Annotated in this window: 12 protein-coding genes and 1 pseudogene; 11 read left to right on the top strand and 2 right to left on the bottom strand. The window is 72.4% G+C overall.

The window, feature by feature from the left end; genetic code table 11:
* Nucleotides 1–8: 8 nt before the first annotated feature.
* From AC3WRT_RS07405 to AC3WRT_RS07430, 6 genes are all read left to right on the top strand, one after another.
* On the top strand, nucleotides 9–446 hold the full coding sequence (locus AC3WRT_RS07405; RefSeq protein WP_492720818.1) for a MarR family winged helix-turn-helix transcriptional regulator: 438 nt from the start codon (nucleotides 9–11) through the stop codon (nucleotides 444–446).
* Nucleotides 447–529: 83 nt separating this feature from the next.
* Entirely contained in the window at nucleotides 530–1,420 is an 891-nt protein-coding gene (locus AC3WRT_RS07410; RefSeq protein ID WP_492720819.1) for a P-loop NTPase family protein, read from the top strand.
* Nucleotides 1,421–1,422: 2 nt separating this feature from the next.
* Nucleotides 1,423–1,965, top strand: coding sequence for a 2'-5' RNA ligase family protein (locus AC3WRT_RS07415; protein WP_492720820.1), 543 nt, complete (start codon nucleotides 1,423–1,425; stop codon nucleotides 1,963–1,965).
* A complete protein-coding gene (locus tag AC3WRT_RS07420; RefSeq protein WP_492720821.1) occupies nucleotides 1,962–2,996 on the top strand; it encodes an LLM class flavin-dependent oxidoreductase in 1,035 nt (344 codons plus the stop codon). Before AC3WRT_RS07415 ends, AC3WRT_RS07420 begins: the two co-directional genes overlap by 4 nt.
* A 1-nt stretch (nucleotide 2,997) precedes the next feature.
* The gene (locus AC3WRT_RS07425; RefSeq protein ID WP_492720822.1) at nucleotides 2,998–4,284 is read left to right on the top strand and encodes a glycosyltransferase; all 1,287 of its coding nucleotides are present in this window, start codon (nucleotides 2,998–3,000) and stop codon (nucleotides 4,282–4,284) included.
* A gap of 32 nt (nucleotides 4,285–4,316) precedes the next feature.
* On the top strand, nucleotides 4,317–5,618 hold the full coding sequence (locus AC3WRT_RS07430; RefSeq protein WP_492720823.1) for an adenylate/guanylate cyclase domain-containing protein: 1,302 nt from the start codon (nucleotides 4,317–4,319) through the stop codon (nucleotides 5,616–5,618).
* A gap of 42 nt (nucleotides 5,619–5,660) precedes the next feature.
* Here the strand turns inward: AC3WRT_RS07430 and AC3WRT_RS07435 are convergent, their stop codons facing one another.
* Nucleotides 5,661–7,682, bottom strand: coding sequence for an oxidoreductase (locus AC3WRT_RS07435; RefSeq protein ID WP_492720824.1), 2,022 nt, complete (start codon nucleotides 7,680–7,682; stop codon nucleotides 5,661–5,663).
* Nucleotides 7,683–7,758: 76 nt separating this feature from the next.
* Here AC3WRT_RS07435 and AC3WRT_RS07440 point away from each other — a divergent pair, with 76 nt between their 5' ends.
* The 3 genes and pseudogenes from AC3WRT_RS07440 to AC3WRT_RS07450 all read left to right on the top strand — a co-directional run bounded on the left by AC3WRT_RS07440 (nucleotide 7,759) and on the right by AC3WRT_RS07450 (nucleotide 10,582).
* Complete coding sequence (locus AC3WRT_RS07440; RefSeq protein ID WP_492720825.1) at nucleotides 7,759–9,204, top strand: flavin-containing monooxygenase; 1,446 nt, start codon at nucleotides 7,759–7,761, stop codon at nucleotides 9,202–9,204.
* A gap of 867 nt (nucleotides 9,205–10,071) precedes the next feature.
* Nucleotides 10,072–10,281 carry a hypothetical protein gene (locus tag AC3WRT_RS07445; RefSeq protein WP_492720826.1) on the top strand — a complete coding sequence of 70 codons (210 nt, stop codon included), beginning with the start codon at nucleotides 10,072–10,074 and terminating at the stop codon, nucleotides 10,279–10,281.
* Nucleotides 10,282–10,301: 20 nt separating this feature from the next.
* Nucleotides 10,302–10,582, top strand: a pseudogene (locus AC3WRT_RS07450) (DUF3072 domain-containing protein).
* Nucleotides 10,583–10,584: 2 nt separating this feature from the next.
* Here AC3WRT_RS07450 and AC3WRT_RS07455 read toward each other — a convergent pair.
* Nucleotides 10,585–11,850, bottom strand: a complete 1,266-nt coding sequence (locus tag AC3WRT_RS07455; protein ID WP_492720827.1) for a DUF4921 family protein — start codon at nucleotides 11,848–11,850, stop codon at nucleotides 10,585–10,587.
* 41 nt (nucleotides 11,851–11,891) lie between these two features.
* Between AC3WRT_RS07455 and AC3WRT_RS07460 the strand changes: the two genes are divergently transcribed.
* Both AC3WRT_RS07460 and AC3WRT_RS07465 read left to right on the top strand, forming a co-directional pair.
* Nucleotides 11,892–14,177 (top strand): exo-beta-d-1,3/1,6-glucosidase, encoded by a 2,286-nt coding sequence (locus AC3WRT_RS07460; RefSeq protein WP_492720828.1) that lies wholly within the window; start codon nucleotides 11,892–11,894, stop codon nucleotides 14,175–14,177.
* Complete coding sequence (locus AC3WRT_RS07465; protein WP_492720829.1) at nucleotides 14,174–15,145, top strand: NADPH:quinone oxidoreductase family protein; 972 nt, start codon at nucleotides 14,174–14,176, stop codon at nucleotides 15,143–15,145. Before AC3WRT_RS07460 ends, AC3WRT_RS07465 begins: the two co-directional genes overlap by 4 nt.
* Nucleotides 15,146–15,151: the final 6 nt, after the last annotated feature.

The following is a 15,151-nucleotide window of genomic DNA, read 5'->3' on the forward strand; positions in this document are numbered from 1 at the left end:
TGCTGCCCATGCGCGATGCCGACGAGCCGTCCCCCGACGAGCCCGCCCTCGACGAGCTGCTCATGGGCGCGGCCCGCGCCCTCCGGCGCCGCTGGGCGAGCGGCCTCGGGCCCGACCTCTCCCCCCACGACGCCCGCGCGCTCCGGGTGATCGGGCACCACGGCCCCACACGTCTCGGCGTCGTCGCCGACCACCTGCGCATCGCGGCTCGCTCGGCCACCGACGTCGTCGACCGGCTCGAGTCCCGCGGCCTCGTCCAGCGCTCGCCCGACCCCGCCGACCGGCGCGCGATGACCGTCACGCTCACCCCGCTCGGCGCGTCCGTGCTCGCGGATGTCGACGACGCCCGACGGGCGGGCGCGGAGGAGTTCTTCGGGGGCCTCAGCGACCGCGAGCGCACCTCCCTCGCCGCCATCCTCGGCAAGCTCGACCCGCGGGACCCCTGAGCCTCGGATGTCATAAACTTCCCTGCCGCCAAGGGGCAGCACGCGTGGCCGGGCGAGGTCGGTCAGATCTGGTGGGTGGTGCAGTGAACGGCCTCGTCATGGTCGAAGGACTCCCCGGCTCGGGCAAGAGCACGACCGCCCACGCGATCGCAGCGTGGCTCGCCGACCAGCAGGTCGAGGTCCAGCACTGGCCGGAAGGGCGGGTCGACCACCCCGTCGACCTCGAGCAGGTCGCCGTGCTCGGCACCGAGGACCTGCTCGGCATCGCCGCGGAGTCTCCCGAGATGTCCCGGGCCCTGCTCGGTGCCGCGGAACAGCGCGACGACCTGTGGCTCGTGCGCCACGCGCTGCACCCGACGCTGCCCGCGGCCCTGGTCGAGCGACTCCGGACCCACGACGCCTACGACGGCGCGCTGGCGGCCGACGTCCACTCCCGGGTGCTCACCGACAGCTGGCGCCGCTTCGGCCGGACGGAGCCGGCTGCCGACCCGGGAGTCGTGCAGGTCTGGGAGTGCGTCCTCCTGCAGAACCCGGTGTGCGCCCTCGTGGCGCGAGCCGACCAGCCGACCGAGGTCGTCAGACGCCACGTCGCAGGTCTCGTCCATGCCGTGCGGTCGCACGCGCCGGCGCTCGTCTACCTCGACGCGGGCGAGCCCCGGCCGGTCCTCGAACGAGCCGCCGGGGAGCGGTCCGCGGACTGGCTGGAGCGCGTCATCGACTACCACACGCGCCAGGGCCGCGGACGGCGCCGCGGTCTCGAGGGGTTCGACGGCTACGTCGAGCTCATGCGTGAGCGGCGTGAGCTGGAGCTCGAGGTCGTCGCCGGGCTCGACCTGCCGACGCTCGTCGTCCCGGTCGGCGACGGTCGGTGGGACGAACACACGGCTGCTGTCCGTGCGTTCGTCGCCGACCACCTCGGTCTGGACGCCCGTGCTGCCCGCCCCGGCCGCCCTCAGTCCTACCGAATCGCCTGACCGTGCCGCTGCACTCGGTCGAGGGCCTCTTCGACGCCGGCACCGACGCTGAGGTCCGGCGCGAGTGGATGGCCCTCGCCGAGGCCGGGCTCCCGAGCCAGGCCCGTCACGAGGGGGCGACGAACGCGCCCCACGTGACGCTGTCGGCCGCCGGGAGCGTGCCGGCCGTGGTCGAGACCCGAATCGTCCGGGCGCTGGCCGGTATGCCGGCGTTGAGCGTCGCCCTCGGGCCCTTGGTCGTCATGGGCTCGCGACGCCACGTCCTCGCCAGGCTCGTGGTCCCCACGTCCGACCTGCTCCTGCTGCACCACGCGGTGGCTGCGGCCATGGCGACGTGCCCCGACGTGCCGGAGCACGTCCGCCCGGCTCGCTGGACGCCCCACGTGACGATCGCTCGTGGCCTGGCGTCGAGCCAGGTCGGCGAGGCGCTCGACGTCCTCGGACGCGCCCGCGCGCTCGACGGTGCGATCGAGTCGGTGCGCCGCTGGGACCCGACCGCCGGCCGCACGTGGCGCGTCGGCGGCATACCTACGATGGGGTCATGAGCCTCGAACTCGGACTCGACACGTTCGGCGACATCGCCAACGGCCCCGACGGCGCCCCGCTCCACCCCGCAACGGTCATCCGGGAGGTACTTGCCGAGGGTGAGCTCGCCGACCGGCTCGGCCTCGACTTCTTCGGCATCGGCGAGCACCACCGCGACGACTACGCCGTGAGCGCCCCTGACGTGCTCCTCGCCGGGCTGGCCGGCCGCACGGAGCACATCCGGCTCGGCACCTCGGTCACCGTCCTGTCGAGCGACGACCCGGTCCGCGTCTTCCAGCGCTTCTCGACGGTCGACGCGATCAGCCACGGCCGTGCCGAGATCACTGTCGGCAGAGGCTCGTTCATCGAGTCGTTCCCACTCTTCGGGCTCGACCTCGCCGACTACGAGATGCTCTTCGAGGAGAAGCTGGACCTGCTGGCGGCCGTCGTGGCCGAGCAGCCGGTCCGCTGGCAGGGCTCGATCCGCCCGCCCGTGCAGGTCGAGAAGGTCATGCCCGCAACGGAGTCCGGCCACCTGCCGGTGTGGGTCGGCGTCGGCGGCACGCCCCAGTCGGTCGTGCGCGCCGCGCACTACGGCTTCCCCGTCGTCATCGCGATCATCGGCGGGTCGGCCCGTCAGTTCGCTCCGCTCGCCGACCTCTACCGCCGCGCACTCTCCGAGATGGGCAAGCCCGAGCTGCCGATCGGCGTCCACTCGCCGGGCTACGTCGCGGCCACCGACGAGCAGGCCCGCGACGACTTCATGCCGCACTTCCTGCCCTACATGAACAAGCTCGGTCGCGAGCGGCGCTGGGCGCCGATGGGCAAGGAGCAGGCGCTCCAGCAGCTCGGCCCCGGAGGGGCCGTCTACTGCGGTTCGCCCGACACCGTCGCCGTCAAGATCGTCGACACCGCAAAGGTTCTCGGCCTCTCCCGCTTCCAGCTGAAGTACTCCTTCGGCACCCTCCCGCACGACCAGCGCATGGAGTGCATCCGCCTCTACGCCGAGGAGGTCGTGCCGCGCGTCCGCGCCCAGCTCGGCGGGGACTGACGTGCGGGTCCTGCTGCTCGGGATGGGCTCTCGCGGTGACGTCGAGCCGCTCGTCGCACTCGGACAGCGCCTGCGGCGGATGGGACATGCCGTGTCGCTCGCCGCGCCCGCCGACCTAGGTCACGTCGTGGCTGGGAGCGGAGTCGACTTCGAGCCGCTGTCGTTCGACCTCGAGGGGCCGGTCCGGGAGGGGCCGGGGCGCGAGTCGCTGCGGGGGTCGGGCCGGACCCAGGTCCGGGAGGCCCGGCTCATGCGTCAGCTCATGGCCGGGACCGCCGAGCTGCTCGCCGGTGATGTGCGCCGTCTCGTCGACCAGGCGGACGCGGTGGTGTCCGGGGCGCTCACCTTCGACCTCGTGGACGCGCTGCTGGATACCGGTGGGCCGAACCAGCGGCCGGCCAAGCCGCATCTGTATGCGATCTTCGCGCCGGTGTGGCCGAGCGCCCACGGCCAGTCGACCGGGCTGAGCGTGCGCCATCGCGGCAGCTCGTGGGTCAACCTTGCGTGGAGCACCCTCGCGGGTCGGGTGGCCCTCGACCTCTTCCGGCCCCCCGGCGACCTCGTCCGGGCGCGAAAGGGTCTGCCACGCCGACGATTCCGCGACTACGTCGCCGCTGCAGAACGCACGCCTACGATCCTGGCGGCCAGCCCGCAGGTCGTCCCCCCGGCAGCCGACTGGCCACCGGCGCTGCGCCAGACCGGCTACTGGGTGCGCGAGCGCGCCGGTGGCGATGCGCTGGACCCGGCGCTCGAGTCGTTCCTGGCGGAGGGGGAGCCGCCCCTCTTCGTCGGCTTCGGGTCGATGCCGACGCCCGACCCGGCGGGCGTGGCGAGCGACGTCGACACCGTTCTCGGCCGCTTGGGTGTCCGCGGCGTCGTCAGTGAGGGCCTCGCCGGGTTGACGGTGGACCGGACGCCCGACGCGATCGGGATCCGCTCCGCTCCGCACGACCTGCTCTTCCCGCGCTGCGCGGTGGTCGTCCACCACGGCGGCGCGGGCACGACGGCCGCCGCAGTGCGAGCCGGGGTGCCGCAGGTCGTCGTGCCGCACGCCGCCGACCAGCCCTACTGGGGCCGCCGGATGGCCGACCTCGGCGTCGCCCCGCCTCCGATACCGCGCAAGGACCTCACGGCCGCTCGGCTCGAGCAGGCGCTCGAGGCGGCGCTCTCCCCGGGAGCCCGCGCGGCGGCACACGCCCTCGGTGAGCGCGTGGGGGCCGAGGACGGCGCCGGAGAGGCCGCCGCCCTCGTCGACGACCACCTCGCGAGGCAACCCCGAATGGCCTGAGGGACGGACGTCCTCCGCCGTAGCATCGCGGCATGGGCGCATCCGACGTGCTCCCCCTTCCCCGGGCCGGCCTCAGAGGGGCCGTCGTCCGCATCGTCGAGCGTCTCGCCGAGATCGGGGCCCGGTCCGATCGGTCGCAGGACGAGCGCCTGCGCCAGGGGATGCTGATCTTCGCCTCCGTGTTCATCGCGCTGCTCTCCGCCATCTGGGTCGGCACCTATCTCGCCTACGGTCATCCGGTGTCGGCCGCGATACCGGCCACCTACCAGGTGATCACCGTCGTGGGGCTCGTCGTCCTCTCACGGACGCGGCGCTTCGGCGTCTTCCGCACGACGCAGCTCACGGTCTTCCTCGTGCTTCCCTGCCTGCTCCAGGCCTCGCTCGGCGGTTTCGTCGCGTCGAGCGGCATGGTGCTGTGGGCGCTCTTCGTGCCGCTCGCCGCGCTCGCGCTGATGGGCGTCCGGCGCTCGGTCGGCTGGCTCGTGGCGTACTGCGCGGCGGTCGTGACGCTCGCGCTGCTCGACCCGAAGCTGTCGGAGCAGCCGGCGGGCCTGCCGACCGGCTTCGTCGTCACGTTCTTCGTGCTCAACGTCGTGGGCGTGACCGTCAGCGCCTACGCCATGCTCGGCTACTTCGTCGAGCAGCGCGAGCGGGCGCGCATCGCCCTCGAGGTCGAGCAGGAGCGGTCGGAGCGCCTGCTGCTCAACGTCCTGCCCGGCCCGATCGCCGAACAGCTCAAACGGAGCACGGGCGTCATCGCGGAGCACTACGAGGCCGTGACCGTCCTGTTCGCGGACATCGTCGGCTTCACCGAGCGGACCCAGGTCATGCCTCCGGACGAGCTCGTCGCGCTCCTCGACCGCATCTTCACGGCCTTCGACCGGGAGGCCGGAGTGCAGGCGGTCGAGAAGATCAAGACGATCGGCGACGCCTACATGGTGGCGGGGGGCATGCCCGAGCGGCGACCGGACCACCTCCAGGCGGTTGCCAGGGTGGCGCTCGCGATGCGCGAGGAGATCGCGGCCATCGCGCGGGAGCCGGGCTGCGAGTGGCTCGCCGTGCGTATCGGGATCGACACCGGACCCGCCGTCGCAGGGGTGATCGGGCGGCGGAAGTTCATCTACGACCTCTGGGGCGACACGGTCAACACGGCCAGCCGGATGGAGTCCCACGGGCTGCCCGGGCAGATTCAGGTGACTGAGCGCGTGGCGGCTGCCCTCGGACCGGGCTTCATGGTGCACCCTCGCGGCACGATCCTCGTCAAGAGCAAGGGCCCGATGCGCACCTTCCTGCTCGATGCCGGAACAGGCGCGGAGGCGGACGCCGACGACTGAGGGCGACTCGGCGCCGGGCTGCGCTCGCGTCAGACGCTCGCGTCAGATGGTGGTGGCGAGCTCGGTGGCCTGGCGGATGGCGCGCTCGGCGTCGAGCTCGGCCGCCACGTCGGCGCCGCCGATGACGTGCACCCTCACACCGGCGGCCGCGAGCTCGGGACCCAGGGTGTTGACGGACTCCTGGCCGGTGCAGAGCACGATGGTGTCGACGGCGAGCACCTGCGGGTCGGAGCGGTCCTCGCCGTGGGTGATGTGCAGCCCGGCGTCGTCGATGTGCTCGTAGTTGACCCCGACGTGGTGGTGGACTCCCTTGGCCTTCAGAGCCGCTCGGTGCACCCAGCCCGTCGTCTTGCCGAGGCCCTTGCCGATCGGGGTGCGCTTGCGCTGGAGCAGGTGCACCTCACGCGGTGACGGCGACGGCTGCGGCTCCACGAGCCCTCCGCGGGACGCATCCGGCTCGCCGACGCCCCACTCCGCCATCCACCGCTCGATCGTGATCGGTGACTCGACGTGGGTGAGGAACTCGGAGACGTCGACGCCGATCCCGCCGGCGCCCATGACGGCCACGCGCTGACCGAGCGGTGCCTCGCCGCGGACCGCGGCGGCATACGTCACGACCATGGGGTGGTCGATGCCCGGGACGTCGGGCACCCGTGGCTCGACGCCCGTGGCGACGACGACCTCGTCGAAGTCGATGAGGTCGGCCATCTCGGCGCGGCGGCCGAGGTGGACCTTGACGCCGCCGAGCTCGAGTCGCCTGCGGTAGTAGCGGATGGTCTCGGCGAACTCCTCCTTGCCGGGGATCCGCATGGCGATGGCGAACTGGCCGCCGAGCTCGTCGGCGGCCTCGAACACCTCGACGCGGTGGCCGCGCTCGGTCAGGGCGACCGCGCCCGCGAGGCCGGCCGGACCGGCGCCGACGACGGCGACGTGCTTGGAGCGACGACTGGGGGCGAGCACGAGCGTCGTCTCGCGGACGGCCCTCGGGTTCACGAGGCAGGTCGCCGTCTGCCGGGCGAAGGTGTGGTCGAGGCACGCCTGGTTGCAGGCGATGCAGGTGTTGATCTCGTCGGCGCGGTCGCCCGCGGCCTTGGCCACCCAGTCCGGGTCGGCGAGGAAGGGGCGCGCCATCGAGACGAGGTCGGCGCTGCCGTCGGCGATGACGCGCTCGGCGAGGTCGGGCATCGAGATGCGGTTGGACGTGACGATCGGGACAGTGACCTCGGGGCGGAGCTTCGCGGTGACGCGCGTGAAGGCGCCGCGCGGCACGGAGGTCACGATGGTGGGGACGCGCGCCTCGTGCCAGCCGATGCCGGTGTTGAGAATCGTCGCGCCGGCCGCCTCGACCTTCCTGGCCAGGGCGACGACCTCCTCCCAGGACTGCCCGTCGGGCACGAGGTCGAGCATCGAGAGGCGGTAGACGAGGACGAAGTCGGGGCCGGCCGCCTCGCGGACCGCACGGACGACCTCGACCGCGAGGCGACTGCGGTTCTCGGCGGAGCCACCCCACTCGTCGGTGCGCGCGTTGGTGCGCGGCGCGAGGAACTGGTTGATCAGGTATCCCTCGGATCCCATGATCTCGACGCCGTCGTAGCCGGCCTCGCGCGCCAGGCGCGCACAGCGGGCGTAGGCCGCGACGGTGCTCCGGATGCCGCGGTGGCTGAGCGCCCGCGGCGCGAAGGGGGAGATCGGGGACTTGATCGCCGACGCGGAGACGGCGAGCGGGTGGTAGGCGTAGCGGCCCGCGTGGAGGATCTGGAGAGCGATCTTCCCGCCCTCGCGGTGCACGGCGTTCGTGATGACGCGGTGTCGGCGGGCCTGTCGGGCCGTGACGAGCACCGAGCTGCCGGGGTAGAGCGCGCCCGCGAGGTTGGGGGCGAAGCCGCCGGTGACGAGAAGGCCGACTTCGCCGCGGGCCCGTTCGGCGTAGTAGGCGGCGAGCCGGTCGAAGTCCCTGGCGCGGTCCTCCAGGCCCGTGTGCATCGACCCCATGACGACGCGGTTGCGCAGCGTCGTGAAGCCGAGGTCGAGCGGTTCGAGCAGGGAGGGGTATGCCGTCGTCACCCGCCCGAGGGTAGCCGCTGGTTACCGTCCGGTAGGCGGTCGCGCGGCATGCGTCACAGTGGGTGAGAATGGCGAGATGAGCGATCTCGAGCACCTGGACGTCCTGGTCGTCGGGGCCGGCCTGTCCGGCATCGGCGCCGGCTACCGCCTCTCGACCATGAGCCCGTCGCGGACCTGGGCGATCCTCGAGGCGCGGGACTCGCTCGGCGGCACGTGGGACCTCTTCCGCTACCCGGGCGTCCGGTCCGACTCCGACATGATGACGCTCGGCTTCCCGTTCGAGCCGTGGACCGACCCCGACGCGATCGCCGACGGCCCGAAGATCCTCGACTACCTGCACGAGACGGCCGGGAAGTACGGCATCGCCGAACGAATCCGTCTGCGGCACAGGGTTGTCGGTGCTGACTGGTCGAGCGAGGACGCCCGCTGGACGGTGACGGTCGAGCACGATCAAGTACGCGAGCAGCTGACCTGCGGCTTCCTCTACCTCTGCAGCGGCTACTACGACTACGAGCGGCCGCACGACCCGCAGCTGCCCGGCCTGGAGTCGTTCGAGGGTGACGTCGTGCACCCGCAGTTCTGGCCGGATGATCTCGACGTGGCGGGCCGCAAGGTCGTCGTCGTCGGGTCGGGTGCCACCGCCGTCACGCTCGTGCCGGCGCTCGCCGACCGGGGCGCCGACGTGACCATGCTGCAGCGCACGCCGACGTGGATCGCCTCGCTGCCGCGGCAGGACAGGGCTCGCGATGTGCTCCAGAAAGTGCTGCCGGCTCGTGCGGCCGGGACCGCCGCCCGCTACAAGAGCGTGCTCGCGACGATGGGTGCCTACGAGCTGAGCCGCCGTCGCCCCGCCGTCATGAGGTCGTTGCTGTCCAAGGGCGCTGCGAGGTCGCTGGGCTCGACCGATCTCGTCGCCGACCACTTCACCCCGACCTACGACCCGTGGGACCAGCGCCTCTGCGTCGTGCCCGATGCCGACCTGTTCGAGGCCGTCCGCAGTGGACGGGCCCACGTCGTCACCGACACGATCGAGACCTTCGTGCCACACGGCATACGCCTCCATTCGGGCCGCGAGCTCGACGCCGACATCGTCGTGACGGCGACCGGGCTGCGCATCAAGATCGCCGGCGGCATCGCTCTCACCGTCGACGGCGAGCCGCGACCCACGGGCGACCTCACGGTGTATCGCGGACTGATGTTCGCCGGCGTGCCCAACCTCGCCGTGTGCGTCGGCTACGTCAACGCCTCGTGGACGCTGAGGGCCGACCTCGCGAGCCGCTACGTCTGCCGGCTGGTGAACCACATGCAGCAGCACGCCTGGCGGGTCGCGACGCCGCAGGCGCCCGAGGGGATGGAGGGCCAGCCGCTGCTGCCGCTCGCTTCGGGCTACGTGCGGCGCGCGGCGGACGAGCTCCCCCGGCAGGGCGACGGGGCGCCCTGGCTCATGCGCCAGAACTACCTCCTCGACCGGCGCGACATGCTACGCGGCGACGTGACCCAGGCCATGGCGTTCGCCCGTTGAGAGCCCGTCGAGGACGACGGGCTCGCCTGGACACGGTCGCCGGCAGTCGCTACGCCACCTTCCCCACGGACTGGCGTGCGAGCCTCAGAGATGCCGCTGCAGGAGCCGGTCCGCCGGAAGGGCCGCCGCCCATTGCTCCTGAGTTGCCGCCCTTCTGACGGCACGCACTCCGTGCAGCAGCCATCAGGCTTGCGTGGCTCCATGGACAATGACCTGGTGACCGGCGACGTGCGCCACCCTGCTCTCCAGGCGCGAACACGCGCTCGCGGAAGGAGGCCCCGGCGCGTCGTGCTGCTGCTGGCCGTCGCCGTGGGGTCGACCGTCGGAGGATGCACCACCGCGGCGCCGCAGCACCGGCCGCCGCCGTCACCCCAGGTGGTCCTGCAGCCGACCTCCGGACCGGCCGCCCCCTCTACACCGCGGATGACACCCGTCGACCTGAGGGCCTGCTCCACGACGAACGTTCGAGGCTCGGGATCCGGTCCGCTGCGGATCGACGGCCGCTGGCGCCCAGACCCGGAGTCGGTCGCGGACGAAACCGTCACCGTGCACCGGGGCCCCGACGCTGACGCCTGCCCCGGTCAGCTCCCGCCCGCGCCCGACTGCAAGGAGGCCGTCCCGTGGACCGGTCTGTCGGTCGATGCCCTCGTCCATGCCTCCGGCGCGCAGAGGTGGACCAGCTCAGCCGTTCCGGGCCCCGACCCGGGTCGCCCGGGGACCACGCCCGACCCCGGGCGCGTGGCTCGCACCATGACCTGCACCGTCATGGTTCCCCCACGACACCGCCCGCTCGCCATGGGTCCAGCGCTGCTGGCTGGCGCCACCGCGTGCGCGAACGCCACTGCCACGAAGCTCCGGAATGGCGCCGTGAGCGCCACCCTGCTTCGCGGCACCATCGTCGACCGCTGGGCCCCGGCCACCGGCGGGCCGCCGAGGACGTCGACGTTCCTGGCCGTGATCCGCCCCGACGGCTGCGCGTGGGCGCAGCTCGGAGGGCCGCCCTGGACGGCGCACGACGTCGATGCGGCAGCAGCCGCCCTCCAGACGGCGCTCGACCGGGCTGCGACACCTGGCTGACCAGTGGGTATGAGCGAGTCATGAGCGAATCGAACACACCTTCGAAGGATGTCATCGGTGCGACCAGTGCGGGGGCGTCCGGCGACTCCACGGTCAAGGACCTAGAGGACTGGGTACCGGCGACGAGGCCATGACCGGCGCGCAGCGCAGCTACCTCGAAACCCTGGCTCGTGAGGCAGGCGAGAGCCTGCCCGCCGACCTCACCAAGGCGCAGGCGTCCGAGCACATCGACCGGCTCCAGTCCGCCACCGGTCGCGGGGTCGGCGAGGGTCGCACCGAGGGCCACGGCAGCCAGGTCTGACGTCAGGGGATCTCGAGACGGTCCGACACCAGTCCGTCGGCCGCCAGCCGGCGCAGGTTCGTCACCGTGCGCTCCTGCACGCTCCACGGGTCGATCGTGTTGACGGAGATGTTCGTGCCACCCTCGAAGCCGCCCAGCGTCGACACCCGCCACTTGACCACGGCCCGCAGCGGCATCGGCAGGTCGACCGACGGCGGCCGGTGGTGCCACTCCTCGTTCGAGGGCACGTGCACCCCTGTCGCCGCGTGGCAGGCGTGGACCAGGTCGGAGAAGTCGCGCACCTGCTCCTCGCTCATCTCCCAGGGGCAGCCGTTGCCGTCCGTCACGTGCACCACCAGGGCGGGGTAGTGGTGTCCGACGCCGGCGAAGGCGACCGCATGCTCGGTGTGCGCGACGACGAGCCCCTGCTCGACGGCATACCGGGCGCCCCACCGGGCGAACATGTCCGGCTCGCTGCGCAATCGCGCCACCTCCCGCGCCTGCTGGGCGCCGAGCTCGTCGATCGCGACGACCTGCTTGTGGAGGTGGTCGAAGGACGCCCCGGCCGGCGCGAGCCAGTTCTGGTAGGCCGACACGTACTGCGCGCAGTCGTTGTCCCGGTAGAGATCGCGGATGGCCCGGATGGTGAACTCGACGTACTTCCAGTGCTCCTCGGGCGTCAGGGTCCCCGACCCCGCGAGCTGCGACTCGTCCGTCGCGCCGTCGACGAAGTGTCGGCGAGCGACGACGACCTGGTGGTTGCCTGCGAAGAGAGCGACGGCCTCGCGCTCAAGGTCGCTCGCGCTGAGCGGTACGGCCTCCGCGCCGGCGCTGCCACGGGCACGCATCCGGATACGCGCGAGGGCGGTGACGTGCTCGCGCCCGCTGGGCGTCGAGAGGTATGCCGTCCGCCGAGCCGTGGAGTCGGCCGTCGGCTCCCAGCCGTGGGCCAGGTGCCAGTAGTCGTAGCTGAGGATCTCGAAGAGGTTCGGGATGAGCCGGAACTGCGGGACGGTGTCGTCCAGCTGCTCGACGAGCAGCCCCCGCACGTCGCGCCACCCGTCGGCGTCGCGCACCAGCCTCGCGATCTCCGGAGTGGTCTCCCGCATGCGGGCCCAGCAGAAGGCACAGTGCCGGTCGTGGTCGTGCGGGTCGATCGGCTGCGGGTGGCGGCTCGGCTGCCCCAGAGGCCGCGCGGCCCGGCCGGGGAGGGTCCACACCTTGGTCCCCGTGATGGGGCTGATCTGCTTGATGGTCCCGTCGGGCAGGCGCGTCAGGGGCTCGATCACGCAGCCAGCCTAGGTCCGGGTGGGTCGGCTAGCGTCGTCTCGTGACCGACGACGCCCACACGCCCGCCCCGACCTCTCCGCCCTACCGTGACCCGTCGCTCCCCGTCGAGGAGCGTCTCGACGACCTGATCGGTCGGATGACGTTGCCGGAGAAGGTCGGCCAGATGCTCCAGCTCGACGCCCGCGGCGACGTCGCGGACACGGTCCATACGAAGCTGGCGGGCTCGATCCTGCACACTTCGCCCGAACGCATGCACCAGGCCATCGCCCTGGCCGAGCAGACCCGGCTCGGCATCCCGCTGCTGACCGCGGACGACTGCATCCACGGCCACTCCTTCTGGCCGGGGGCCACGATCTTCCCCACGCAGCTCGGCATGGCGTGCTCGTGGGACCCGGACCTCGTCGAGCAGGCAGCACGCGTCACGGCGGTCGAGGTGTCTGCGACGGGCGTCCACTGGACCTTCTCGCCCGTGCTCTGCATCACCCGGGACCTGCGCTGGGGCCGCGTCGGCGAGACCTTCGGCGAGGACCCGCACCTCATCGGCGAGCTCGGCGCGGCGATGGTCCGCGGCTACCAGGGCGACGGCCTCACGGACCCGACCGCGATCCTCGCCTGCGCCAAGCACTTCGCCGGCTACTCGGAGACGCAGGGCGGGCGCGACGCGAGCGAGGCCGACCTCAGCCGCCGCAAGCTCGCGTCGTGGTTCCTGCCACCCTTCGAGCGCGCGGTGCAGGAGGGCTGCCGCACCTTCATGCTCGGCTACCAGGCCATCGACGGCGTCCCCGTCACGGCGAACCGCTGGCTGCTGGACGAGGTGCTCAAGGGGGAGTGGGGCTTCACCGGCACCTTGGTCACCGACTGGGACAACGTCGGCCGCATGGTGTGGGAGCAGAAGGTCTGCGCCGATGACGTCGAGGCCGCTACCGTCGCCGTCCACGCCGGCAACGACCTCGTCATGACGACGCCCGCCTTCTTCGACGCCGCGCAGGAAGCCGTGGCCCGGGGCCTCCTCGACGAGGACCAGATCGACCAGGCCGCTCGCCGGGTGCTGCGGCTCAAGCTCGAGCTCGGTCTCTTCGAGAACCCGCGCCCGCCGGACCCCGAGCGACAGCGGCTGGTCATCGGCGTCGCCGAGCACGCCGCCCTCAACCTCGAGGGGGCTCGACGCTCGCTCGTGCTCCTGACGAACGACGGCACGCTTCCGTATGCCGCCATCGACGTCCCGCGCACCGTAGCCGTCCTGGGGCCCAACGCCGACGACCCGCAGGCCAACCTCGGCGACTGGGCCGGCGCGTCGGGCCAGGTCGACTGGATGCCCGACGGCCACCCGCGCGAGACCGTCGAGACCGTGCTCGACGGCTTCCGCGCCGTCGTCCCGTCGACGTGGACCGTCACCCATGCCCGCGGCGCCGACATCGAGAGCCTCGTCCCCGACCCGGAGGGGCCGGTCCTCCCAGACGGCCAGCCCCGCCCGCCGATCTCGGCCGCGGCACCCGTCGACCCCGACCAGCTGGCCGCCGCGGTGGCGACGGCGCGTGCCGCCGACCTCGCCGTGGTCGTGCTCGGTGACACGATCTCCCTGACGGGAGAAGGCTGTTCGACCGCGACCCTCGACCTCCAAGGCGGCCAGGTCGCGCTCCTCGACGCCCTCGTGGACGCTCTCGACGACGCCGGCACGCCGGTCGTGGTCGTCCTGCTCCACTCCAAGCCCAACGTCCTGCCTCCCAGCGCCCTGCGCGCCGCTGCCGTCATCGAGGCGTTCAGTCCCGGTATGCGTGGCGGACGTGCCATCGCCGAGCTCGTCCTCGGCCACATCGAGCCGGCGGGTCGTCTCCCCGTCTCCGTCCCGCGTCACGTCGGCCAGCAGCCCACCTACTACAACCAGGTCCGTGGACAGCACGGCCACCGCTACGCCGACCTGACGCAGGAGCCGCAGTTCGTCTTCGGCGAGGGCCTCAGCTACACGACCGTCGAGTGGTCCGACCTCGTGCTCGACGTCACCGAGGTCTCGCCCGAGGACGTCGTCGCCGCAGAGGTCACGCTGACCAACACGGGCGACCGGACGGCATACGAGGTCGTGCAGGCGTACGTCACCGACCTCGTCACCAGCGTCACGTGGGCAGCGAAGGAGCTCAAGGCGTTCCGTCGTGTGACGGTGCCGCCTGGTGAGTCGGTGACCGCGCGCCTCGAGGTCCCCGCCGCCGCCTGCTCGGTCGTCGACGCTGCCGGTCGGCGCGTCGTCGAGCCCGGCGACTTCGAGCTGCGCGTCGGTCGAAGCTCCCGCGACGCCGACCTGCTCGGTGTGACCTTTAGGGTCGGCCCATGAGAGCAGCGCGCATCACGAGCCTCGAGGGACCGTCCGCCGTCACCGTCGAGGAGGTGCCCGAGCCGACCCTCCGAGCAGGCGACGTCCTCGTGGACGTGCACGAGGCGGGCCTCAGCTTCCCCGACGTACTCATGACGCGCGGGCTCTACCAGCTGCGCCCGGACCTGCCGTTCGTGCCGGGCGCGGAGTGTGCGGGCATCGTGCGGGAGGCGGGCGAGGGAACGGGGTTCCACCCGGGCGACCGCGTCGCTGCCTTCCCTGTCCTCGGGGCCTTCGCCGAGACCGTCGCTGTGCCTGAGGCCCTCGTCTTCCCCCTGCCCGACGACGTGCCGTTCCAGGTCGGGGCGGCGCTGCCGATGAACTACCTCACCGTGCACTTCGCGCTGACCCGACGCGGGCAGCTCGAGCGCGGCGAGGACGTCCTCGTCCACGGCGCCGCCGGCGGCATCGGCACGGCGGCCATCCAGCTGGCGCGCGCCATGGACGCGCGCGTGATCGCCGTCGTGTCGTCCGAGGACAAGATCGAGACGGCACGGGCCGCCGGGGCCCACCACATCCTTCTCGCCGAGGGGTTCCTCGAAGCTGCCAAGGAGCTGACCGGGGGCCGCGGCGTCGACGTGGTCGTCGACCCGGTCGGCGGCGACCGCTTCACCGACAGCCTGCGCTGCCTTGCCCCAGAGGGACGGGTGCTCGTCATCGGCTTCACCGCCGGGCAGATTCCCGAGGTCAAGGTCAACCGGCTGCTCCTGAACAACCTCAGCGTGGTCGGCGTCGGCTGGGGCGCCTTCTGGACACCCGACGCGTCCTACCTGCGCACCCAGTGGGACGCGATCCTGCCGCTCCTCGTCACCGGCGGGCTCGCCCCGCCGATCGGCAGCCGCCACCCGCTCGAGGACGTCGTGGCCGCGCTCACCGAGATCGACGAGCGCCGCGCCCACGGCAAGGTGACGCTCACCGTCCGACAGTAGGTTGGG

This window comes from Terrabacter sp. FW104-15G4B, assembly GCF_058790095.1.